This window comes from Mesorhizobium sp. KR2-14 (genome assembly GCF_040049255.1).
GTDB lineage: Bacteria > Pseudomonadota > Alphaproteobacteria > Rhizobiales > Rhizobiaceae > Pseudaminobacter.
On sequence record NZ_JBDZDR010000011.1, the window covers coordinates 81,541 to 104,893 of the forward strand.

21 protein-coding genes and 1 pseudogene are annotated in these 23,353 nt (G+C 63.5%); 19 read left to right on the forward strand and 3 right to left on the reverse strand.

The features are described from left to right. Window positions 1-13 precede the first annotated feature (13 nt). Entirely contained in the window at window positions 14-1,096 is a 1,083-nt protein-coding gene (gene flhB, locus ABLE86_RS21145) for a flagellar biosynthesis protein FlhB (protein WP_348780964.1), read from the forward strand. Next, complete coding sequence (locus ABLE86_RS21150; RefSeq protein WP_348780965.1) at window positions 1,093-1,530, forward strand: hypothetical protein; 438 nt, start codon at window positions 1,093-1,095, stop codon at window positions 1,528-1,530. The genes flhB and ABLE86_RS21150 overlap by 4 nt, the downstream gene beginning before the upstream one ends. 21 nt (window positions 1,531-1,551) lie before the next feature. Here ABLE86_RS21150 and ABLE86_RS21155 read toward each other — a convergent pair whose 3' ends face one another. Then, window positions 1,552-2,316 (reverse strand): helix-turn-helix transcriptional regulator, encoded by a 765-nt coding sequence (locus ABLE86_RS21155; RefSeq protein WP_348780966.1) that lies wholly within the window; start codon window positions 2,314-2,316, stop codon window positions 1,552-1,554. Then, window positions 2,313-3,023 (reverse strand): LuxR C-terminal-related transcriptional regulator, encoded by a 711-nt coding sequence (locus ABLE86_RS21160; RefSeq protein ID WP_348780967.1) that lies wholly within the window; start codon window positions 3,021-3,023, stop codon window positions 2,313-2,315. Before ABLE86_RS21160 ends, ABLE86_RS21155 begins: the two co-directional genes overlap by 4 nt. A 513-nt stretch (window positions 3,024-3,536) precedes the next feature. Here ABLE86_RS21160 and ABLE86_RS21165 point away from each other — a divergent pair. The 17 genes and pseudogenes from ABLE86_RS21165 to ABLE86_RS21245 all read left to right on the forward strand — a co-directional run bounded on the left by ABLE86_RS21165 (window position 3,537) and on the right by ABLE86_RS21245 (window position 23,123). Then, a complete protein-coding gene (locus ABLE86_RS21165) occupies window positions 3,537-4,562 on the forward strand; it encodes an ABC transporter substrate-binding protein (protein ID WP_348780968.1) in 1,026 nt (341 codons plus the stop codon). 172 nt (window positions 4,563-4,734) lie between these two features. Next, window positions 4,735-6,237: a sugar ABC transporter ATP-binding protein gene (locus ABLE86_RS21170; RefSeq protein WP_348780969.1), complete on the forward strand. Its 1,503-nt coding sequence runs from the start codon at window positions 4,735-4,737 to the stop codon at window positions 6,235-6,237. After that, window positions 6,237-7,226: an ABC transporter permease gene (locus ABLE86_RS21175; RefSeq protein WP_348780970.1), complete on the forward strand. Its 990-nt coding sequence runs from the start codon at window positions 6,237-6,239 to the stop codon at window positions 7,224-7,226. Before ABLE86_RS21170 ends, ABLE86_RS21175 begins: the two co-directional genes overlap by 1 nt. Continuing rightward, the gene (locus tag ABLE86_RS21180) at window positions 7,223-8,215 is read left to right on the forward strand and encodes an ABC transporter permease (RefSeq protein ID WP_348780971.1); all 993 of its coding nucleotides are present in this window, start codon (window positions 7,223-7,225) and stop codon (window positions 8,213-8,215) included. Before ABLE86_RS21175 ends, ABLE86_RS21180 begins: the two co-directional genes overlap by 4 nt. Window position 8,216: 1 nt before the next feature. Continuing rightward, window positions 8,217-9,242 carry a LacI family DNA-binding transcriptional regulator gene (locus ABLE86_RS21185; RefSeq protein ID WP_348780972.1) on the forward strand — a complete coding sequence of 342 codons (1,026 nt, stop codon included), beginning with the start codon at window positions 8,217-8,219 and terminating at the stop codon, window positions 9,240-9,242. A 13-nt stretch (window positions 9,243-9,255) separates the two neighbouring features. Beyond that, the gene (locus tag ABLE86_RS21190; protein ID WP_348780973.1) at window positions 9,256-10,500 is read left to right on the forward strand and encodes a Gfo/Idh/MocA family oxidoreductase; all 1,245 of its coding nucleotides are present in this window, start codon (window positions 9,256-9,258) and stop codon (window positions 10,498-10,500) included. A 6-nt stretch (window positions 10,501-10,506) separates the two neighbouring features. Further along, window positions 10,507-11,412, forward strand: coding sequence for a carbohydrate kinase family protein (locus ABLE86_RS21195; RefSeq protein WP_348780974.1), 906 nt, complete (start codon window positions 10,507-10,509; stop codon window positions 11,410-11,412). 222 nt (window positions 11,413-11,634) lie between these two features. After that, window positions 11,635-12,297, forward strand: a pseudogene (locus ABLE86_RS21200) (XRE family transcriptional regulator); the annotation flags it as partial. A gap of 517 nt (window positions 12,298-12,814) precedes the next feature. Next, complete coding sequence (locus tag ABLE86_RS21205) at window positions 12,815-13,711, forward strand: glutamine amidotransferase (protein WP_348780975.1); 897 nt, start codon at window positions 12,815-12,817, stop codon at window positions 13,709-13,711. A gap of 4 nt (window positions 13,712-13,715) precedes the next feature. Further along, window positions 13,716-14,450 carry a GXGXG domain-containing protein gene (locus ABLE86_RS21210; RefSeq protein ID WP_348780976.1) on the forward strand — a complete coding sequence of 245 codons (735 nt, stop codon included), beginning with the start codon at window positions 13,716-13,718 and terminating at the stop codon, window positions 14,448-14,450. A 12-nt stretch (window positions 14,451-14,462) separates the two neighbouring features. Further along, on the forward strand, window positions 14,463-15,791 hold the full coding sequence (locus ABLE86_RS21215) for an FMN-binding glutamate synthase family protein (protein ID WP_348780977.1): 1,329 nt from the start codon (window positions 14,463-14,465) through the stop codon (window positions 15,789-15,791). Between the two features lie 27 nt (window positions 15,792-15,818). Then, window positions 15,819-17,162, forward strand: a complete 1,344-nt coding sequence (gene glnT, locus ABLE86_RS21220) for a type III glutamate--ammonia ligase (protein ID WP_348780978.1) — start codon at window positions 15,819-15,821, stop codon at window positions 17,160-17,162. Between the two features lie 55 nt (window positions 17,163-17,217). Next, window positions 17,218-18,471: a sarcosine oxidase subunit beta family protein gene (locus tag ABLE86_RS21225; RefSeq protein ID WP_348780979.1), complete on the forward strand. Its 1,254-nt coding sequence runs from the start codon at window positions 17,218-17,220 to the stop codon at window positions 18,469-18,471. A 17-nt stretch (window positions 18,472-18,488) separates the two neighbouring features. Continuing rightward, window positions 18,489-18,821, forward strand: a complete 333-nt coding sequence (locus ABLE86_RS21230) for a sarcosine oxidase subunit delta (RefSeq protein ID WP_348780980.1) — start codon at window positions 18,489-18,491, stop codon at window positions 18,819-18,821. After that, entirely contained in the window at window positions 18,821-21,802 is a 2,982-nt protein-coding gene (locus ABLE86_RS21235; RefSeq protein ID WP_348780981.1) for a sarcosine oxidase subunit alpha, read from the forward strand. The genes ABLE86_RS21230 and ABLE86_RS21235 overlap by 1 nt, the downstream gene beginning before the upstream one ends. Continuing rightward, window positions 21,795-22,436 (forward strand): sarcosine oxidase subunit gamma family protein, encoded by a 642-nt coding sequence (locus tag ABLE86_RS21240; protein ID WP_348780982.1) that lies wholly within the window; start codon window positions 21,795-21,797, stop codon window positions 22,434-22,436. The genes ABLE86_RS21235 and ABLE86_RS21240 overlap by 8 nt, the downstream gene beginning before the upstream one ends. A 123-nt stretch (window positions 22,437-22,559) precedes the next feature. Then, entirely contained in the window at window positions 22,560-23,123 is a 564-nt protein-coding gene (locus ABLE86_RS21245) for a DUF2380 domain-containing protein (protein WP_348780983.1), read from the forward strand. 106 nt (window positions 23,124-23,229) lie between these two features. On the opposite strand, the gene ABLE86_RS21250 is transcribed toward ABLE86_RS21245, so the two are convergent. Next, window positions 23,230-23,353: formate--tetrahydrofolate ligase (locus ABLE86_RS21250; protein WP_348780993.1), on the reverse strand; the 124-nt coding region annotated here is incomplete at its 5' end.

Here is a 23,353-nt window from a genome sequence, read left to right on the forward strand (position 1 = left end):
ATCGGAAGTCATCATGTCGGAGGATGCCGACAAGGACAGTAAAACAGAAGAGGCGACAGAGAAGAAGATTCGCGACACGATCGAGAAGGGCAAGCTGCCCGTCTCGAAGGAAACATCGATCTTCGCCTCCTTTCTGGCCATTCTGGTTTTTGCCGTATTCTTTGCCCAGGGCAGCATCGGCCAGCTAGGGGCATTCCTTTCCATGTTCATGGAGAAGCCCGAGGCCTGGCCGCTGGCGACGGCGCGCGATGTCACCGACCTGTTTCGCGTCGTGTTCTTCGAGGTCGCCAAATTGCTCGGCGTGCTGATGCTGTTGCTGGTGACTGCAGGCATCGGCGCGTCTGTGCTGCAGAACATGCCCCAGTTCGTGGCGGAACGCGTACGGCCTCAAGCCTCACGCATTTCGATCAGCAAGGGCTGGAAGCGGCTGTTCGGCATCCAGGGCTTCGTCGAGTTCCTGAAGTCGCTGGGCAAATTGGGTCTGGTGTCGCTGGTTCTGGTCTTTGTTCTGAGCGGCGACTATCGGCTGCTCCTGGCCGGCATGTTTACCCATCCTACCGCATTCGTGCTGACCATCCGCGAACTCGCCATCGATGTGGTCGTGTCGATCGTCTTCGTGATGGCGCTCATTGCAACTGTCGACCTTGTCTGGTCGCGGTTCCATTGGCGCCAGGAACTGAGGATGACGCGGCAGGAGGTCAAGGACGAGATGAAGCAGTCGGAAGGGGATCCGATCGTCAAGTCCCGTCTGCGTTCGCTTGGTCGTGACAGGGCGCGCCAGCGCATGATGCAGGCTGTGCCGCGCGCGACCCTCGTCATCGCCAATCCCACGCACTTCTCCATCGCGCTGAAATACGTCAGGGACGAGGATACGGCGCCGCTCGTGCTCGCCAAGGGGCAGGATCTCGTAGCGCTCAAGATTCGCGAGATTGCCGAGGCGAACAATATTCCAGTCTTTGAAGATGTTGCGCTCGCCCGCTCCATGTACAAGCAAGTTTCGGTCGATAGTGTTATCCCGACTAAATTCTATCAGGCGGTCGCAGAACTCGTGCGCATCGTCTATGGCAACCAGGCGCAGCGTAAAGTCATCTCATGATCAAACAGCAGCACGCATCAAGACGCGAGATAATCGTTGCCAATGCCATCAAGGAAGTGGTGAGCGAGCTACGCCTTGTCGATGTTGCCGATTACATTGCCTTCATCCGGCTGGAGCAGTTCGGCTGTGTGTCCGACCTGGTCGATTCCGCGGCCGAACTTTATTTCGTTCCTGGGTCGCTGAAGCTCGGCCATGGCGGCGAGGCCCATGTAGGGTGGACCGAAACGCCGCGGATCGTGCTCGATCTCGAACTGCGGCCAATCGGAGCAACTGTCTACTTCACACTGTCCCTGACGGCGCTGAATGCAATCGTCGAGGTGAACTATGTCTCGTTCGCCGATCCGCATGAAGACCCGGAGCTGAATACCGCGTTTCTGGCAGATACCGTCGAGCGAGCGAGAATCCGCCGCACGGCTCCGCTCGCGAGCGGTTGACCAGGCTTCGGCATCTTCTTTCTATTCGATCAGGCCCAACCGGAGTGCCTTTGCCACCGCGTGCATGCGGTTGACGGCATTGAGCTTCTGGGTGGTGTTGGTGAGATACTGGTTGGCCGTGTGCACGGACAACTTCAGCCGGGTCGCGATCTCTTCGCTGGTCAAGCCATTGGCGGTGAGCTTCAGGCATTCCAGTTCGCGCTTGGAGACCGAAGGGATCGCGTCGCAATCGTCCGCGCGGATGCGCGCCACGGCGGTGAACACCGTGAAGCAGCGGGCATGGATCTCCGGAAGCTGATCGGATTCAAGCCCCATGTCGTTACCGAAGAACATGACGAAACCGCATTGGTTGCGCTCGGCAAAGACGGGAAACGCGATGCCGTCGGTTTCAGGCAGGAGCGGCGCGATTCTCGTTGTCCAGTCGAGCTTCTCGAAGCGCCTTGCTGCGGCTGACTTGCCGCCGCTGCTCCACCAGCATGGGGTGGTGGACATGCGACTGTGCCGGGTCAGTTCCTCGCTGCTCATGTCCGAGATGAACTTCGCCATCGGAGAGTTGCAAGGATGGTCGGAGTCGAAGCAAGGCGTCAGCCGGGCCCGCTCTACCGACGGGCTCACAAAAAACAGCCCGAAGGCGCTGGCGTTGAGGTCGGCTGCAATCCAGCGGCACCGCCGCACGGCATCCGGTATGGTGACGGCCGGCACCTGTTCGAGGCCGGACGCCGACGAGCCGAACGGGCGCTGCCGCTCTGCGGCCATGGAGAAGCTTGCCACTGCTGCCTGTGTCAAATGATGCCGCTCCTGATCGCCGTTGCCACCGCCATGGCGCGGTTGCTTGCGGAAAACTTCCGGATCGCCTGGGTGATGTAGCTGTTGACCGTGTTGGACGACACGCCAAGGATCACCGCCACCTCATCGGTTGTCTTGCCCTCCGATACCCAGAACAGGCACTCGCGCTCCCGTTCGGACAGCGGGTCCTGCGTGGCCACGGAGGCCAGCAGTTGCGGCATCCGGGACAGGGCGTAGCAGCAGTGGAACTGCGCCGTCATCAGCGCATCCGGATCGATGCGGCCGACGCAGGCTGCTGAAAAGAGGACGAACAGGCACCGGCGCCCGACATTCAGCTTGAGGGAGTAGATTTCGCCGTGGCCGAGCACGTCGAGCAGCCTGGCCTTTTCTCCGCTCAGTCCTTCGAGATCCGGCGCGGCCGCGGTGACGATGCTGCGCGGCCTGCCGCCCGGCGCCGTGATCAGCGCGCTCTGGGCCAGGCAGGCGATGACCTTCTGTCCGGTGAGCTGGACGGCATCGTAAATCCAGTTTGACGCTATGATCTGTGCGTCGCTCTTGTCCTGGTCATGCTGAATGGCGAGCAGCATGTAATTGTCTGCGCCAACCGCTTCCGTAGTTTCCATGAGAAAGGCAGTCAGATCGCCGCGAGACGCCGGTCTGTTGCCGGGGATCTCAGTGTCGGAAAGGTTGGCGGCGATACTTGTCATTACAAAAAGGCGGCTCGAAATTTGCCAGAATCAATCCAAATGCCCGGACTTGGCTGCGCCGCGACCGAGCTTGAGAACGCTTTCACTGGATACGAAAACATGCACCGAAAGGGTGCTGCGTGATCGGCCGACCGCTTTGAGTTTCGCCCCGTTCCGCCCAACCTTTCCGCTGCAGAAAGACAGCAGTGGGGCGGTCGGTTGGTTCGCTGAATCTCGCGGATCAGCTGATTCGAACCAACTGTAACCCACGGGAATCAAACATCAAACCCGAAAGTTAACCTGGTGTTAACTTTCGTGACCGGGGGGGCGTGCCGCGCCAGCATTTTGGCGGCCTCAGGCGCGATCGCGGCTGTGGATGAAGGTGTCCGTGGGAGGAAGTGCGGCGGCTCGGGCCCTTGCCTCGATGCGCCACTGCCGTCTCCCTCAAAGCGCCCTTTTTCGCTTCTGATTGGCTATTGAAATCGATTTCATTCGAGATAATATCGCTTTGGATCAGTAGTCCGGGAGGAACTCATGAAAAAGCTAACTACGCTCGCCTTGACCACCGTTGCCGCCATGGCTGTGTCGGTGTTTTCCACGCATGCGGAAGATTTCAAGATCGGCCTGAGCAATGGCTGGGTCGGCAGCGAATGGCGCACCCAGATGATCGACGAGGCCAAGGCAGCCGCCGAAGCCTGGAAGGCGAAGGGCGTCAATGTCGAGGTGGTGGTGCAGAGCGCCAATGTCGACGTGCCCGGCCAGATCGCCCATGTACGCAACTTCATGAGCCAGGGCGTCAACGCCATCATCATCAACCCGAACAGCCCGACAGCTTTCGACCCGATCTTCAAGCAGGCCAAGCAGCAGGGCATTCTGGTCATCTCCACCGACGCCGAGGTGTCGTCGAAGGACGCGACCTATGTCGGTATCGATCAGAAGGCCTGGGGCGCGGCCGGCGCCAAGTGGCTGGCCGAGACGCTCGGCGGCAAGGGCAATGTGGTCGCCATCAACGGCGTGGCTGGCCACCCGGCCAACGAGATGCGCGTGGCCGGCTACAAGGGAGTGTTCGCCAACTATCCTGACATCAAGCTGGTCAACGAAGTGAACGCCAACTGGGATCAGGCGCAGGGCCAGCAGGCGATGCAGAACCTGCTTGCCACCTATCCCGACATCAGTGGCGTCTGGGTGCAGGACGGCATGGCTGCCGGCGCCTGGAAGTCGATCATCGACGCCGGCAAGCAGTCGTCGATCGCCGCCACCGGCGAGATCCGCAAGGACTTCATCGACATCTGGAAGGCCGACAGCCTGAACTCCGGCGCTTCGGTGAACCCGCCCGGCGTGATGGCCAGCGCCCTCAACGTCGCCGTGCTGATGCTGCAGGGCAAGGAGCTGAAGGAGCCGGCAACGGCCGGCCAGTATGGCAACGCCATGTATCTGCCGATCCCCTTCATCGACAACAAGAACCTCGATGAGGCGGTCAAGGCTGTCGACGGCAAGCCGGGCTACTACTCTTACACCAGCCAGCTTTCCATCGAAGACGCCGAGAAGCTGTTCAAGTAAAAAACCTCTCTGCGAGAGCGCGTTCCGTGTACCTGGAACGCGCTCTTGCGACCGCAAGCGGAAATGCCTGCGGGGGCAATGGAGGCCGGGCGTATCGCGCGGCGCCATGGTCAACTCACAGCGACGGGGTCATGCTGCATCGGCCCGAAACCTGTCGACAGGAACCGAAGAAATGTCCGAGCTGCTGATACGTGGCGCGCGCAAGGCATATGGCGCGACGCTCGCCCTGCGCCGTGGCGATCTTCATCTTCTGCCGGGCGAAGTCCATGTGCTGATCGGCTCGAACGGGTCGGGCAAGAGCACGCTGTGCAAGATCGTTGCCGGCAGCGTGAAGCCGGATGCCGGCGAGGTGCTGCTGGACGGCAAGCCGGTCGCCATTGCCGGGCCGCAGGCTGCCCGCGCGCTCGGTATCGGCATCTTCTACCAGGAGCTTTCGCTCGCCGCCCGGCGCACCGTGGCCGAGAATATTTGCCTGCCGGCGCTGCCGGTGCGGGGCGGCGTGTTCGTCGATCGTGCCGCTTTGGAAGAGAAGGCAGCACGTATCATCGCCGATTTCGCCGATGTTGCCGGCGATGGCTTTGCGGCTGACGCGCCGGTGCAAACGCTGCGCGCTGACCAGCGGCAACTGGTCGAGATCATGAAGGCGCTGGCGACCGAGGCATCCATCCTCATCTTCGACGAGCCGACCTCGGCGCTGGACCGGGCGCAGGTGGACCGCTTTTTCGAGATATTGCGCAGGCTGAAGGCGGAGGGCCGCGCCATCGTCTTCATCTCGCACCGAATGGACGAGATCTTTGCCATCGGCGACCGGGTGACCGTGATCCGCGACGGCGAGACGGTCGCTACGTCGAAGATCTCCGAAACCGACCAGGCCTCGGTGATCCGCCAGATGGTGGGCGAGCGCGACGACCTTGCAACGCCCGCGGTGGCGCCGCCAGCGCACGAAACTCAACGGTCGGCCGTGCTTTCGGTCGCGGGCTTGAGCGGACCCGGCTTCCGCAATGTCAGCTTCGAGGTCGCCAAGGGGGAAATCCTTGGCTTCGGCGGCCTGCATGGACAGGGCCAGTCGGCGGTCATGCGCTCGATCTTCGGCGCTACACCGCATCTGACTGGCATAATCAGGTTGGGCGGCAAGCAGATCGCGATGAGGTCGCCGCGCGAAGCCATCGCCCATGGCTGCGCCTATGTCTCGGGCGATCGCAGCCGCGACGGCATCCTGCAGGGGCGGCCGATCCTCGAAAACGTCACGCCGATCCATTTCCTGCGCAACCGGCTGGCGCTGGCGCGGCCGGGCTCGCTACGCGAGCGCGCCATGCAGCCGCTGCAGGCGCTCAAGACAAAATTCCAGGGGCTCGAACAGCCGATCAACTCCCTCTCCGGCGGCAACCAGCAGAAGGTCGTCATCGCGCGCTGGCTCATCGACCGGCCGGACGTGCTGCTGCTCGACGATCCGACCAAGGGCATCGACCTTGCCGCCAAGACCGATCTTTTCGCGCTGATCCGCAAGCTGGCCGAAGAGGGCATGGGCATTGTGCTTTATTCGTCCGAGGACGCCGAACTGCTCAACAATGCCGACCGTATTCTTGTCTTCAACAGCGGGTCGGTGACGCGCGAACTCACCGGCGCGGAGCGTACGCGCTACAATCTCTATCACGCCGCCTATGAGGCCGCCTGATGCAACAGTCCCTTGTCTCTCCCGCAGTGAAGGGCAGCCCGCTCAAGAACGTGCTGCAGCGTTTCCCCTTCGTTCCCGCGCTCATCATCCTCATCGCATTGGTGGCGCTCAACGGCTTCTTCCAGCCGCGAAGCCTGAGCTTCGGCTCCATCACCGGGCTCATCAGCACCTATCTGGCGCTGATGCTGCTGGCGGTGGCGCAGACCTATGTGGTCTTTGCCGGTGACATCGACCTGTCGGTCGGCAGCATCGTCTCGCTGGTCAACGTCGTCATCATCGTGCTGATGGAGAAGTGGGGCGGCGGCGGGCTTACCGTCATTGCCGCCTGCCTTGTCGGCATCCTGACCGGGCTCGCCTGCGGTGTCGTCAACGGCATCATGATTGCTGGGCTGCGGCTGCAGGCCATCGTCGCCACCTTCGCGACCAGCATCTTCTTCACCGGCCTTGCGCTCTACGTGCTGCCGGTGGCTGGCACGCCGGCGCCGGAGGCCTACTGGCTGACCTATGGCGGCACCTATTTTGGCATTCCGTTTGTTTTCTATGTCGCTGCGGCCGTTGCCATCGTGCTTGGCATTCTGGCGCGCATGCGGCTGACCACGCAGATGCTGGCGGTCGGCGACGACGCCATGGCCGCGTTCCAGAGCGGCCTGCCGGTTACGCTGATCCGCATCAAGGGCTATGTTCTGTGCGGGCTGTTCTCCGCGCTCGCCGCCCTCTGCATCACCGGCGACACCGCAAGCGGCGATCCGCTGGTCGGCGGCAAGATGACCCTCTACAGCGTCGCGGCGGTGGTGCTCGGTGGCTCGGCGCTTTCGGGCGGAGCGGGCACGGTGACCGGCTCGCTGATCGGCGCGTTGATCATCGGCCTCATCAACTCGCTGGTCTTCTTCGTCGGCACGCCGTCCGAATGGCAGAACCTCGTGCAGGGTCTCGCCATCCTGATCGCGCTGATGGCCGGCATCCTGGTCAGCCGGGGGGCACGCGCATGAGCACCGAAGCCGCAGTTTCGACCACCATCACCCCTTCCAAAACAATTGAATTCCTGAAGCGGCCGCTGGTGGTAGCGCTGATCCTTATCGTGGCGCTGCTGGCGCTGGGCGAGGCACTGTCGCCGGGTTTTGCCTCGGCCGAGCAGATCCTGCGCCTGCTGATCGTCGCGTCGGTCATGGGCATCGTCGCGGCCGGCCAGAACCTCGTCATCCTCGGCGGGCGCGAAGGCATCGACCTGTCGGTCGGCGGCATCGTCTCGCTCGCTGCCATCCTCGCTGGCAATGTGATGAACGGGGCCGACGCTGGCATCCTGCCGGCGATCCTGGTCGCGGTCGGCGTCGGCGCGCTTTTCGGCCTGTTCAACGGGCTTGGCGTCACATTGCTGCGTATTCCGCCGCTGGTGATGACGCTCGGCATGCTGGGCGTGCTGCAAGGGCTGCTGGTGGTCATCCGCAACGGCATTCCGTCAGGTCGCGCCGCACCTGGCCTGTCGCAGTTCGTGACGCAGCCTTTCCTCTTCGGCCTGCCCGGCATCATCTGGCTGTGGATCGCCATCGGCCTGTTCATGGCGTTTCTGCTGAAGCGCACGGTGTTCGGCTATCGCATCTACGCCATCGGCTCCAACGAGCAGGCGGCCTTCATGGCCGGTGTGCCGGTGAAGACCATACGCGTCGGCCTGTTCGTGCTTTCGGGCGCTTTCGCCGCGCTGGCCGGTGTCTGTCTGCTCGGCTATTCCGGCTCGTCCTTCTCCAATGTCGGCGAGCAATACATGCTGCCTTCCATCATCGCCGTGGTGCTGGGCGGCACGCCGCTTTCCGGCGGCAAGGGCGGCTACACCGGCACCATGGCCGGCGCGGTGCTGCTGGTCATCCTGCAAAGCATCCTCACCACCATCCACATCGACGAATCCGGCCGGCAGATGGTGTTTGGCGCGACGCTGCTGGTGCTGATGCTGTTCTACGGCCGCGGCCGGGCCATGCGAGGCTGATGTGAACAGCCGGGCGAAGATCAAGGACATTGCGCAGCGCGCCGGCGTCTCCCCGGCGACGGTGTCGCGAGCGCTGTCGGATTCCGGCCTCGTGGCCGAGCCGACGCTGAGCCGCATCCGCGAGGCGGCGCAATCGCTCGATTATCGGCCCAATGTCCGTGCCCGCAACCTGCGCACCCAAAAATCCATGGCGGTGCTGCTGGTCGTGCGCGATGTCAGCAATCCGTTCTACCTCGAGATATTCAAGGGCGTGGAGGCGACGGCGCGCGAGGCAGGCTACTCCGTGCTGATGGGCAACACCGAAAACCACCCCGACCGTGAGCTCGAATATTTCGACATGCTGCGCGACGGCCATGCCGACGGCATGATCCTGATGAATGGCAAGCTGCCCGCGAGCCATGCGCGCGATGCCGAGAAGCTGGCGCGTCTGCCCATCGTCGTGGCGCTGGAAATCATCGAGGGTTGCGCGCTGCCGCATGTGCAGATCGACAACGTGGCGGCAGCCTATGAGGCGGTGCGGCATCTGCTTTCGCTGGGCCACAAGAGGATCGCCCATATCTGCGGCCCGATCCCCGAGGTGATGAGCGTGCTGCGCCGCGAAGGCTATCGCAAGGCCATGGCCGAGGTCGGGCTTGTCGTGCCGGAAGGCTACGAGCCGGTCGGCGACTACACTATCGCCTCCGGCGCCGCGCTCTGCCGTCAGCTGTTTTCGCGGCCCGACCTGCCGACGGCGTTGTTCGTCGGCAATGACGAGATGGCTTTTGGCGCCATCAACGAGCTCAGGCGGCTGGGGCTCGAGGTGCCGGGGGATGTCTCCGTCGTCGGCTTTGACGACCTCTTCCTCAGCGAATGCTTCTATCCTCCGCTCACCACCGTCAGCCAGCCGCGTGCCGACATTGGCAAGCAGGCAATGAAGCAACTGCTCAGGGTTATGAACGGCGACGACAGCGTCGAAGCGCTCGTCGAGATGCCGACGACGCTGAAGATCCGCGGGTCTACCGGCCCGGCCAAGACACCCGACAATTGAAAGGAAGGCATCCATGACCAATCTGCCGAAAGACAGGCTGCGCGTAGGCTTCGTGGGCACCGGGTTCATCGCCCAGTTCCACCTGAAGTCCATGGTCGGTGTGCGCAACATCGACGTGGTCGGCGTCTACAGCCGCAAGGCCGAGAACCGCGCCCGCTTCTGCGAGCTGGTTTCGGAACTTGGCCTCGGCTCCTGCAAGAGCCATGACAGCCTGGAAAGCCTGCTGCGCGACGAGAGCGTCGACGCCATCTGGATCCTTTCGCCCAACTACACGCGCCTCGACGTGATGCGCACGCTGCACGCCGAGGTTACCGCCGGCCGCAGCAACGTCTTTGCCGTCGCCTGCGAGAAGCCGCTGGCCCGCACCGTGGCCGAAGCGCGCGAGATGCTGCGGCTCGCCACCGATGCCAAGCTCAACCACGGCTATCTCGAAAACCAGGTCTTCTGCACGCCGGTGCTGCGCGGCAAGGAGATCGTCTGGCGCCGCGCTGCTTCCACCACCGGCAGGCCTTATCTGGCGCGCGCGGCGGAAGAGCATTCCGGCCCGCACGAAGCCTGGTTCTGGCAGGGCGACAAGCAGGGCGGAGGTGTGCTGTCCGACATGATGTGCCACTCGGTCGAAGTGGCGCGCCACCTGCTGACCGAACCGGGGGCGCCGCGCAAGTCGCTGACTGTGAAATCGGTCAACGGCACCGTCGCCAATCTGAAATGGACGCGACCGCACTATGCCGACCAGCTCAAGCAGCGCTATGGCAGCGGCGTCGATTACCGCAATCATCCGTCCGAGGATTTTGCGCGCGCCACCGTGTCGCTCGAAGACGAGCAGGGCAACGAGCTGATGATCGAGGCGACGACCTCGTGGGCCTATGTTGGAGCCGGCCTGCGCATCCAGCTCGAGCTGCTCGGGCCGGAATACGCGATGGAGTTCAACTCGCTCAACACCGGCCTGAAGATCTTCATGTCGCGCGCGGTTACCGGCTCCGAGGGCGAGGACCTCGTCGAAAAGCAGAATGCCGAGCAGGGCCTGATGCCTGTGCTGGAGGATGAGGCCGGCGTCTACGGCTACACCGACGAGAACCGCCACATGACCGAGTGCTTCCGCAAGGGCGAGACGCCGCTCGAGACTTTCGACGACGGGCTTGCCGTTGTGGAAATCCTGATGGGGCTTTACCGCTCGGCTGAAATAGGCGAGACGGTGCACTTCCCCGCACCGGAACTCGAAGATTACGTGCCGGTCGTCGCACGCCACATCAGCTAAGAAGTCATGTCCGTACCGCCGCTCCTCATTCTCGGAAACGTCAATGTCGACCTCGTCATGGGCGAGATCGACGGTTGGCCTGCGGTCGGCACCGAGATCGTGGTGCCGCGCAGCGAGATGCGGCCGGGCGGTTCGGCTGGAAATACCGCACTGGCGCTGAGCGGCATGGGCATTGCCCATCGCCTGCTCGCCAGCGTCGGCAACGACGCGATGGGTAGCTGGCTTGCCGGCGGCTTCGACGAAGCCTGCTCGACCTGGGTGACCGACGATTCCGACACGACCATCAGCGTCGGCATCGTCCACAAGGGCGGCGATCGCGTGTTCTTCACCGCGCCGGGCCATTTGCACCATGCCCGGCTCGAAGACCTGCTTCCCCATATTCCGCCAGCACCTACAGCAGCGAGCTTCGCCTGCATTTCCGGCGGCTTCCTCATGCCATCGCTGATGGAGGGGACGCGCGAGTTGCTGCGGCTTCTCAGGCAGCAGGGCTGGCAGACGGCGATCGATCCGGGCTGGCCGCCGGAGGGGTGGACCGATGCCAACAAGAAGCGCTCTTTCGAATGGCTGGCCCTGGTGGACTATGCTCTTCTCAACGCCGAGGAAGTGAAGGGCCTGGGTGAGAGCGAGGACCTCGACGCAGCCATTGCCACGCTTTCGGCGCGGTTTGCCGCCGGCCAGACGCTGGTCATCAAGAACGGCCCGGAAGGAGCTTCGGCCGTGCGCGACGGCGTAACCGTGGCGGCAAAGGCCCCGCCGGTCACTGTCATCGACACCGTGGGTGCCGGCGATACATTCAATGCGGCCTTCCTGGACGGCCTGAGCCGCGGCGATGAATTGCAGGCTGCGCTCGAGCGGGGTGTGCGTGCAGCTTCGCTCGCGATCTCGACCTTCCCCCGCAGATACAGCGCCTGAGTCCTCCTCGTCAGACCTAGGCAGCATTCATTTCCGGGTGAAATTCCTCGGAAACTGGACCTTGTGGTCCGATAAGGGTTGATATCCGCCTTGTAAACGCGTACCCAAAATAAAAAAATATTTACCACCAGTGAAATGGCCAGCGGAGTGAGCGAGTTGACGAAGACATCGACACAAGCGGCTGAGCCGCGCAAATCCAATGCAAGCAAGGTCCAACCTGATAGCAGGGGCCCGGCCAAGGATCCGGCCGCAGCCCGTGTCTTGAAGCAGAATCCGCATGCCGTGCGCGACACGCGCGAGAACGTGCTGGAAGTGGCAATCGGGCGCGAGGTTCGCGCCTTCCGCAAGAAGCTTGGCATTACCGTCGCAGACCTGGCGGCCGCCACCAACATTTCGTTGGGCATGCTGTCGAAGATCGAGAACGGGAACACGTCGCCGTCGCTGACGACGCTGCAATCCCTGTCGCGCGCGCTCGGCGTGCCGCTGACGGCTTTCCTGCGCCGGTTCGAGGAAGAGCGCAACGCAGTCTTCGTCAAGGCGGGCGAGGGTGTCGACGTGGAGCGGCGCGGCACGCGCGCCGGCCACCAGTACACGCTGCTTGGCCATGTCGGCTCTAACACCAGCGGCGTGGTGGTCGAGCCCTATCTCATCACATTGAGCGAGGATTCGGACGTGTTTCCGACCTTCCAGCATGACGGCATGGAGTTCCTCTACATGCTGGAAGGCGAGGTCGTGTACCGCCACGGAAGCCACCTCTACACCATGTTGCCGGGCGACAGCCTGTTCTTCGATGCCGATGCGCCGCATGGGCCCGAACAGCTGACCAAGCGGCCGATACGCTACCTGTCGATCATTTCCTACCCGCAAGGCAGCGGCAGCGACTGAGTTACGGCTCTGGCCTTGTCAGCATCCCGCTAATGAGCGGCGATGTTGGTGGAGCCGCGCCGCCCGGCGCCGGGGCGAGCACTGTAAGCGTCCATTTTGGGGGCCTGCTGCCTTGAACTCGGCAGCAGGCCCTTTCCTTTGCACATTGTCGTCGGCGGATCGAAGCATCCGACCGATCTGGCCATGCATCTCTGGCCGGACACGCCGGTCATTGGCCTTCTTTCAGCATGCATGCGGACAAGCCCGCTCGTGCGGGTTTTGGCAGGGGGTTCTCTGGACCAACACTCCGGTGCAAAAAATATTATTTAGAGGCAAATTGGCGATTGCCGAAACGGGATCAATCAGGGAATGTTTGCATGTCCGGCTCGGAGGAGGAGAGGGGCAGCGTCAGCTGCGGCGCGGCGGTTCCGCACTGTGAATTAGTTTTCTGAGATGAAAAAATAATTCATGGTGGTTGAATTGGAATTTTAAAGCTGCTAGCCATTGAGGCAGAAAATTTTCAAGGAGGTGGAAGCCGATGTGTGGCATTGTCGGACTGTTTCTCAAGGACAAGTCGCTAGAGCCGCAACTGGGTGCGATGCTTTCGGAGATGCTTGTCATGCTCACCGATCGCGGCCCAGACAGCGCGGGAATTGCGATCTACGGATCGTCGGAAAAGGATCATGGCAAGGTCACGATCCAGTCGCCCTGGCCGGAGCGTGATTTTGCTGGCCTCGATCAGGAAATTGCCAAGAAGATCGGCGCGCCGGTGATGATGACGGTGAAGTCGACGCATGCGGTGATCGAAGTGCCGGGCGACAAGCTGGCCGCCGTTCGCGGTGCCGTCGCCGAGTTGCGCCCCGACGCGCGCGTCATGGGCATGGGCGAGTCGATCGAGATCTACAAGGAAGTCGGTCTTCCGGAAGACGTCGCCAAGCGCTTCGAGCTTTCCAAGATGAGCGGGTCGCATGGTATCGGCCACACCCGCATGGCCACTGAATCGGCCGTGACGACGATGGGTGCGCACCCGTTCTCGACGGGCCCCGATCAGTGCCTGGTCCACAATGGCTCGCTCTCGAACCACAACAATGTGCGCCGCGAACTGCGCCATGAAGGCATGACCTTCGAGACCGAGAACGACACCGAAGTTGCGGCCGCCTATCTGTCGCACAAGATCGCGGGCGGCATGGCTCTCGGCGAGGCGCTGGAAGCAAGCCTGAACGATCTCGACGGCTTCTTCACCTTCGTCGTCGGTACCAAGAACGGTTTCGGCGTGGTGCGCGATCCGATCGCCTGCAAGCCGGCCGTGCTTGCCGAGACGGATCAGTACGTTGCGTTCGGTTCCGAATACCGCGCGCTCGCCATGCTGCCGGGCATCGAACAGGCCAAGGTATGGGAGCCCGAGCCGTCCACCGTCTATTTCTGGGAGCACTGAGACGATGCCTACATCCAACCTTGCAACGGCGCCGCGCGACTCGAGTTTCGCGACCAGGGTCGTCGACCTCGACGAAGTCTCCCTGCGCGAGCTTAACCAGGCGCTGCACAAAATAGATGCCGGCTCCAACGAGACTGCCTGGGAAGTTCTGAACCCCAAGGGAAGCCATGCGGTGGCTGTCGGCGTTGATGCGCCGATCAGCGTCGATGTGCGGGGCAGCGTCGGCTACTATTGCGGCGGCATGAACCAGCACAGCACCATCACGGTGCATGGCTCGGCCGGCCCCGGCGTCGGCGAAAACATGATGTCGGGCAGCATCGTCGTGAAGGGCAATGCCAGCCAGTATGCCGGCGCGACCGGCCGTGGTGGTCTGCTTGTCATCGAAGGCAATGCTTCTTCGCGCTGCGGCATCTCCATGAAGGGCATCAACATCGTGGTGCGCGGCGATGTCGGACATATGTCGGCTTTCATGGCGCAGTCCGGCAACCTGGTGGTTCTCGGCAACGCCGGCGATGCGCTGGGCGACTCCATCTACGAAGCGCGCCTTTTCGTGCGCGGCTCGGTGAAGAGCCTGGGCGCCGATTGCATCGAAAAGGAAATGCGCCCCGAGCACATCGCCATCCTCAAGGATCTCCTGGAGCGTGCAGGCATAACGGATGTGAAGCCGGAAGAGTTCAAGCGCTACGGTTCGGCGCGCACGCTCTACAATTTCAACATCGACAACGCCGATGCGTACTGAGGTAAGATAGATATGACCTACCACAATCCTCCGACCACTCCGCGCAAGTCGGCTACTTTCGATGACTACACGATGTCGGAAATCCGCCGTGCGGCGGCCACAGGCATCTACGACATTCGCGGTTCGGGCGCCAAGCGCAAGGTTCCTCATTTTGACGACCTTCTGTTCCTCGGCGCCTCCATCTCGCGCTATGCGCTGGAAGGCTATCGTGAGCGCTGCGACACGTCGGTCGTGCTCGGTACGCGCTTTGCCAAGAAGCCGATCGAGCTGAAGATCCCGATCACTGTCGCCGGCATGAGCTTCGGCTCCCTGTCGGGTCCGGCCAAGGAAGCGCTGGGCCGTGGTGCGACGCTCTCCGGCACGTCGACCACCACGGGCGACGGCGGCATGACCGAGGAAGAGCGCGGCCATTCCGAAAAGCTGGTCTACCAGGTTCTGCCCTCCCGCTACGGCATGAACCCGCGCGACTTGCGCCGCGCCGATGCCATCGAGGTGGTGGTTGGCCAGGGCGCCAAGCCCGGCGGTGGCGGCATGCTGCTCGGCCAGAAGATCTCCGATCGCGTTGCCGAAATGCGCACGCTGCCCAAGGGCATCGACCAGCGTTCGGCTTGCCGTCATCCCGACTGGACGGGCCCGGACGATCTCGAGATCAAGATCCTGGAGATCCGCGAGATCACCGACTGGGAAAAGCCGATCTATGTGAAGGTCGGTGGTGCGCGCCCCTATTACGACACTGCGCTTGCGGTGAAGGCGGGCGCGGACGTGGTGGTCCTCGACGGCATGCAGGGCGGCACCGCCGCCACCCAGGAAGTCTTCATCGAGCATGTCGGCCAGCCGATCCTCGCCTGCATCAGGCCGGCGGTCCAGGCGCTGCGCGATCTTGGCATGCATCGCAAGGTCCAGCTGATCGTGTCCGGCGGCATTCGCAATGGCGCCGACGTGGCCAAGGCCTTGGCTCTCGGTGCCGACGCGGTGTCGATCGGAACGGCGGCGCTCATCGCGCTGGGCGACAACGACCCGCGCTGGGAGGAAGAGTATCGTAAGCTCGGCTCGACGGCCGGCGCCTATGATGACTGGCATGAGGGCAAGGATCCGGCTGGCATCACCACCCAGGACCCGGAGCTGATGAAGCGTGTCGACCCTGTCGCGGCAGGACGCAGGCTCGCCAACTATCTGAAAGTGATGACGCTGGAGGCGCAGACCATCGCGCGTGCCTGCGGCAAGAACCACGTGCATAACCTGGAGCCCGAAGATCTGTGCGCGCTGACGATCGAGGCGTCGGCCATGGCGGGCGTCCCCCTTGCTGGAACGAATTGGGTGCCGGGGAAAAACACTTTCTGAACAAGAATTGCCGGGAGGAGAAAATAAATGGGAACGGCTTTCGATACAAAAATCGACCATACGAAAACAACCGACCTCGCCGAATTTGCTAAGGCGAGGAGCATCAGATACTTCATGGTCACCTACACCGACCTTCTCGGCTACCAGCGCGCGAAGCTGGTGCCGACCCGCGCTATCAGCGGCATGCAGAAGGACGGTGCCGGGTTTGCGGGATTTGCCGGCGGAATGGATATGACGCCGGCCCATTCCGACATGCTGGCGGTGCCGGATCCGGCATCGGTCATCCAGCTGCCGTGGAACCCGGAGGTTGCCTGGGTTGCCTCCAACTGCGTGATGGACGGCAGAAGCGTAGACCAGGCGCCGCGCAACACGCTCAAGCGGCTCGTCGAGGAAGCAGCTTCCGTCGGTATCCGCGTCAAGACCGGCGTTGAGCCGGAGTTTTCGCTTACCTCGATGGATGGCAAGCGGGTCGCGGACGAGCACGACAACTCGGCCAAGCCCTGCTACGACCAGCAGGCGTTGATGCGGCGCTACGACATCATCGCCGAGGTCAGCGACGCCATGCTGGGGCTTGGCTGGGAGCCGTACCAGAACGACCACGAGGACGCCAACGGCCAGTTCGAAATGAACTGGGTCTATGACGACGTCATGGTGACGGCCGACAGGTATTCGTTCTTCAAGTTCATGATGAAGACGATTGCGGAAAAGCATGGCGTGCGCGCAACGTTCATGCCTAAGCCTTTCCCGACGCTGACGGGCAATGGCTGCCACGCGCACATCTCTGCCTGGGACCTCGACGGCAAGAAGAACATCTTTGCCGACGACAGCTCGCCGGATGGGCTTTCCGAGAGCGGCATGCACTTCCTGGGCGGCATCATGCGTTATGCGCCGTCCATGACCGCGATCATCTGCCCGACGGTGAACTCCTACAAGCGCATCAACGCGCCGCGGACTGTCTCGGGTTCGACCTGGGCACCCAACGCGGTTACCTGGACGGGCAACAACCGCACGCACATGGTGCGGGTGCCGGGGCCTGGCCGCTTCGAACTGCGTCTGCCCGACGGCGCCGCCAACCCCTATCTGATGCAGGCCGTCATCTTGGCTGCTGGCCTTCGTGGCCTGCGGGAAAAGATGGATCCGGGTCCGCGCAGCGACATCAACATGTACACTGACGGGCACACCGTGAAGAACGCCCCCCGTCTTCCTCTGAACCTGCTCGATGCGCTCCGTCTTCTGGACGAGGACACCGAGTTCAAGGAAGCCCTGGGCGTGGAGATGGTCGACGGCTTCGTCAAGATGAAGATGAGGGAATGGAATTCCTACGCGTCGCATCTGACGCAGTGGGAACTCGACAACACGCTGGACTGCTGACGAGCCACTCGCTCCGGAACGGAAAACTGCAGGCCGCCTCGCGGAAGACAAAGAGATGAAATACTCAATTTTTTCGGTCGCGAAGGCGGCGCTTTCCGGCCACAAGAGCTGGGGGCGCGCTTGGCGTGATGCGGCTCCCAAGTCGCACTACGACGTCATCATCATCGGCGGCGGCGGCCACGGGCTCGCCACCGCCTACCACCTGGCCCATCGATATGGCATCCGCAACGTCGCGGTGCTGGAAAAGGGTTGGATCGGTTCAGGCAATGCCGGCCGCAACACCACGATCATCCGCTCCAACTACGGGCTTCCCGGCAATACGGGCTTCTATGAGCTTTCGATGAAGCTCTGGGAGCGCATGGAGCAGGATCTCAACTACAACGCGATGGTCAGCCAGCGCGGCATCGTGAATTTGTATCATTTCGACGCCCAGCGCGATGCCTTCGCGCGCCGCGGCAACACCATGCGCATCAACGGCATCGATGCGGAACTGCTCGATCGGGCGCAGATCCAGCGGATGATGCCCTTCCTGAATTTCGACAACGCACGCTTCCCCATCCAGGGCGGGCTTCTACAGCGCCGCGCCGGCACGGCTCGTCATGACGCCGTGGTCTGGGGCTATGCGCGCGCCGCCGACCAGCTTGGGGTGGACATCATCCAGAATTGCGAGGTCACCGGTTTCGTCCGCGATCAGAACGGCAAGGTGACTGGCGTCGAGACCTCTCGCGGTCGCATCGGCGCCGGCAAGGTGGGCATGGCAGTTGCCGGCAGCACTTCGCGAGTTGCTGCCATGGCAGGCCTCAGGCTACCCATCGAGAGCCACGTGCTGCAGGCATTCGTGTCGGAGGCGATCAAGCCGCTCATCCCGGGCGTCGTCACCTTCGGTGCCGGCCACTTCTATGTCAGCCAGTCCGACAAGGGCGGCCTGGTGTTCGGCGGCGATCTCGACGGCTACAATTCCTATGCCCAGCGCGGCAACATGCCGGTCATGGAAGACGTCTGCGAAGGCGGCATGGCGCTGATGCCGATGATCGGCCGCATTCGCCTGCTGCGCCAGTGGGGCGGCATCATGGACATGTCGATGGACGGCACACCGATCATCGACAAGACACCGGTGGACGGGCTCTACCTGAATGCCGGCTGGTGCTACGGCGGCTTCAAGGCAACGCCGGCGTCCGGCCTAGTATTCGCGCATCTGCTGGCGACCGACACGCCGCACGACGAAGCGAGGCTTTTCCGCCTCGACCGCTTCGAGCGTGGCGCGATGATCGACGAGAAGGGCCAGGGCGCCCAACCCAATCTGCACTGAGAGCGAGGCAGACGGAAATGCGTATTGCATGTCCCTTTTGCGGCGAACGCGAAAACGGCGAATTCACCTATCTGGGCGACGCCAAGCCGAAGCGCCCGGTCGTCATGGCCGTGGAAGCGGGGAAGGGCGCCGAGAGCGAGCAGAATGCCTTCTACGACTATGTCTATCTTCGCGACAATGTCGCCGGCGTGATGAGCGAATATTGGTACCACGGCGGTGGTTGCCGCTCCTGGCTCGTCGTCGAACGCAACACCGTGACCCATGAAATCAGCTCTGTGCGCGCCGCTGCCGGCACCGGGGCAGCCGCTGCCAAGGCAAGCGCAGAATTCGCGAAGGCAGGTGCAGAATAATGGCATCGCATCAATCACACCGGCTGGCCAAGGGCGGCCTGATCGACCGGACCAGGGCGATCGACTTCACCTTCGACGGCAAGCAGATGACCGGCTATGCCGGCGACACGCTGGCTTCGGCGCTGGTCGCCAATGGCGTGACGCTGGTCGGCCGTTCCTTCAAGTACCACCGCCCGCGCGGCATCCTGACCGCCGGCCCGGAGGAGCCGAATGCGCTGGTGGAACTGCGCACCGGCGCGCGGCGCGAGCCCAACACCAAGGCGACCACGGTCGAACTCTATGACGGGCTGGTGGCGCAGAGCCAGAACCGCTGGCCTTCGCTGGCCTTCGACGTCATGTCGGTCAATTCTCTGGCGTCGCCGATCTTCGTCGCGGGCTTCTACTACAAGACCTTCATGTGGCCGGCGAAGTTCTGGGAGTCGATTTACGAACCCGCCATTCGCCGGGCCGCCGGCCTCGGCCGCCCGAGCGGCGTGGCCGACCCCGACCACTACGACAAGGCATGGGCGCATTGCGACGTGCTAGTGGTCGGCTCCGGTCCGGCCGGCCTTGCCGCAGCCCTTGCCGCCGGCCGCACCGGCGCACGCGTCATTCTGGCCGAGGAAGACCGCATCGCCGGCGGCCGCCTCAACAGCGACGGCGGCGAGATCGACACCATGCCGGCAGCCGAGTGGACGTCGAGCGCGCTGGCCGAACTCGAAAGCATGCCCAATGTGCGCGTGATGACGCGTACCTCCGTCTTCGGTGTCTACGACGGCGGCGTCTATGGCGCGCTCGAACGCGTCAACGACCATGTTCCGGTTCCGCCCAAGCACCAGGTGCGCCAGCGCCTGTGGCGCATCGTGGCCAAGCGCTGCGTTGTGGCGGCCGGCGCGAGCGAACGGCCGATCGTCTTTTCCGGAAACGACCGCCCCGGCGTGATGATGGCTTCGGCGGTGCGTACCTATGTCGAGCGCTTCGCGGCGGCTCCCGGTAGGCGCCTGGCGCTGTTCACCAACAATGACGATGGCTGGAAGACGGTTGAGGCGGCGCATCGCGCCGGCATCGCAATCGCGGCTGTCATCGACGCGCGCGGCGATGTTCCGCAGCAGTACCGGACGCTGGCGCAGGCCGGCGGATTTTCCGTGCTTAACGGCACGGTAACCGGCGTGCGCGGCGGCAAGTCGGGCATCACCGGTGTCGACGTGGCACTGACAGGCGGCGGAAGCGCCAATGTCTCGGCTGACGTGCTGGCCATGTCGGGCGGCTGGAACCCCTCGGTGGGCCTGGCCTCGCATCATCGCGGCCGGCCGAAATGGCGGGACGACATTGCAGCCTTCGTGCCTGATGGCTGTCCGCCGGGAATGGCCGTTGCAGGCGCTGCAAATGGCGACTTGTCGCTCGGCGCCTGCCTTCGCAGCGGCCACGCGGCAGGGTTTGCCGCGGCACACGACTGCGGGCACTCCGGGACCAACCACTTGGCACCTGCCGCGACTGATGAAAGCTCGGCCATCGCAGCGCTCTGGCACGTTGAGGGCAAGCAGAAGGCCTTCGTCGACTTCCAGCACGACGTCACAGCTTCCGACGTGGCGCTGGCGCAGCGCGAGGGCTACGAGTCGGTCGAGCACCTGAAGCGCTACACCACGCTCGGCATGGCGACCGACCAGGGCAAGAACTCGAACGTCACCGGCCTTGCCATCATGGCCGAACTCACGGGCCGTTCGATCCAGCAGACCGGCACCACCATCTATCGCCCGCCGCATGTGCCGGTGGCGATCGGTGCTTTTGCTGGCCATAACCGCGACGAAAGCTTCCACTCCACCCGTCTGGCGCCCTCACACCATTGGGCTCTCGAGCGCGGCGCGGTGTTCGTCGACACCGGTCTGTGGAAGCGTGCGCAGTGGTACCCGCTTCCGGGCGAGAAGGACTGGCTCACTTCGGTCACCCGCGAAGTCCTGGCCGTGCGCAACGGCGTCGGTTTCTGCGACGTGTCCACGCTCGGCAAGATTGACGTGATGGGTCCGGACGCCGGCACCTTCCTCGACCGTGTCTATATCAACGCCTTTTCCTCGCTCGGCGTCGGCAAGGCCCGCTACGGCCTGATGCTGCGCGAGGACGGCATCGTCATGGACGACGGCACCACCTCGCGGCTGGCGGAGGACCACTATTTCCTCACCACCACCACGGCCAAGGCCGGACCTGTGATGCAGCATCTCGAATTCTGCCGTCAGGTTTTGTGGCCCGAGCTCGACGTGCAGCTCACTTCCTGCACCGACCAGTGGGCGACTTTCTCCATCGCCGGGCCGAAGACCCGCGACCTGCTGCGCGAGATCGTCGATCCGGCGGAAGACCTGTCCAACGAAGGTTTCCCCTTCATGGGCGTGCGGGAAGTGCAGCTTCGCGGCGGCATGTTCGCGCGGCTGTTCCGCATCTCCTTCTCGGGCGAACTGGCCTTCGAGATTTCGGTTCCTGCCCGTTACGGCGATGCCCTGGCCCGCAACCTGATGATAGCCGGCAAGCCTTTCGGCGTGACGCCTTACGGCACCGAGGCGCTTGGCGTCATGCGTATCGAGAAGGGGCACGTCGCCGGGCCGGAACTCAACGGCACGACGACGGCCGACGATCTCGGCCTCGGCAAGATGATGTCCAAGAAGAAGGATTTCGTCGGCCGCGTCATGGCCGGTCGCGAGGGGCTCGTGGCGCCAAACCGCCAGGTGGTCGTGGGTCTCAAGCCTGTCGACAAGGCACGCCGTCTGCGGTCGGGCGCTCATATCCTGCCGAAGGGCGCTCCGGTCGGTCCGCAGGCGGACCAGGGCTACGTGACCTCCGTCTGCTTCTCGCCGATGCTCGGCCAGTGGATCGGACTTGGCCTTGTCGAACGGGGACGCGAGCGCATTGGCGAGATCGTGCGCGCGCACGACCCGCTGCGCGGCGAAGACTACGAAGTCGAAATCTGCAATCCGGTCTTCTACGATCCCGAAGGAGGGCGTCAGCGTGGCTGATTTTATCTGGACCGCTCGTTCCCCGCTGCAACCGGCCGTCAACCCTGGAGCGTTCGGCGCGCTGACGGCAGGCGCTGGCGTGGTGCTCACCGAAATCCGCGATTTCGATCTGGTGCAGATCATGGCCAGGCGCGGGCAATGGGACGCGACGGCAAAGGCGGTCAAGGCCCACTATGGTGTGGCAGCGCCGACGCCACGGACGGTGGTTGCAGGCAAGGACGCCACTTTGATCTGGTCAGGAGCCGACCAGATCATGGCGCTGTCGCCGCGCGCGACTGGCGCCTACCAGCCCGTCCGGGCGTTGAGCGCGATCTTCGAGGACGTTGCCTCCCTGTCCGATCAGTCGGATGGCCGCTGCCTGGTCCGCATGTCGGGTCCGCGCGTGCGCGACATGCTCGCCAAGCTGTCCTCGGTGGACCTGCATGATCACGCATTCCCCGTTGGCACCGCCGCCACCACGTCGGTCGACCATACGGCAGTCAATCTGTGGCGCGATCCGGATGCGGCCGACGGTTCGCCCGTCTTCAACCTGCTGGTCTTCTCCAGCTTTGCCGACAGCATCTGGGACGGCATCGTCGATGCCGCGGCCGAATACGGCATCGAGGTCGAACGCCCCGCCACCTTGGCAAGCTGACCCTTCAAACTCCCTGCTTCCCCTCGCAGGGCCGACATCGGTTGCCGCCGGTGTCGGCTTTTTCTATGTTGGCCGTTGCGGCGGCCGGCCGAGTGGCCTGCGCCTGACACGACGGAGGCTGTTATGGATAAGCCCGCCCGTTCATCCGCGCAGCGACCAGAGCGGGGCAAGCGTGCCTGGCGCATCGTTTGCTCGGCCGCGCTCCTGGCCTGTATGTGGCTTTTGACCGCCGCTCATTCCAACGCTTTGGCCGAGGACAGTCCGCCATCCTTGGCGCTTTCCGGTTTCTTCCTGGTCGACACGTCGGGCGAGTTGCGAGACCAGACAGCCGAGCATGACGCCCGCCTGGAGCGGTTCGATCGCATCATGCATGAGGAAGTCGCCGCAAGCGGTCGTTTCACGCTTGCGGAGATGAAATGCCCGCAGCCGCGCTGCAGCGGCCACTCGATGACGATGGACGAACTCTTCAGCCGCGCGAAGGATGCCGGCGCGCGCTTCCTTGCGGTCGGTGCCGTTGAAAAGATGAGCACGCTCGTGCTCTGGGCGCGGCTCGAGGTCTATGACACGGCTTCGCGCAAGATGGTGTTCAATCGGCTCATCACGTTTCGCGGAGACAACGACGAAGCCTGGCGGCGCGCCGCGCACTATGTTGCCCGGGAGCTGATCACGAACGCGCCATCGCAGTGAGGGAAGGGGGCGCTGGCCCTAGCCCAAACAGAAACGCCGCGCGGGTGGCCCGCGCGGCGTCGTCCTGGGAAGATGGCCGGCGCTGACCGCCGGCCGGGGTTCAGACCTAGAACAGGCCCTCGATCTGGCCGTGCTCGTTGAGGAAGATCCTTTCCGACGACGGCACTTTGGGCAGGCCTGGCATGGTCATGATCTCGCCGCAGATGACGACGACGAAGCCGGCGCCCGCC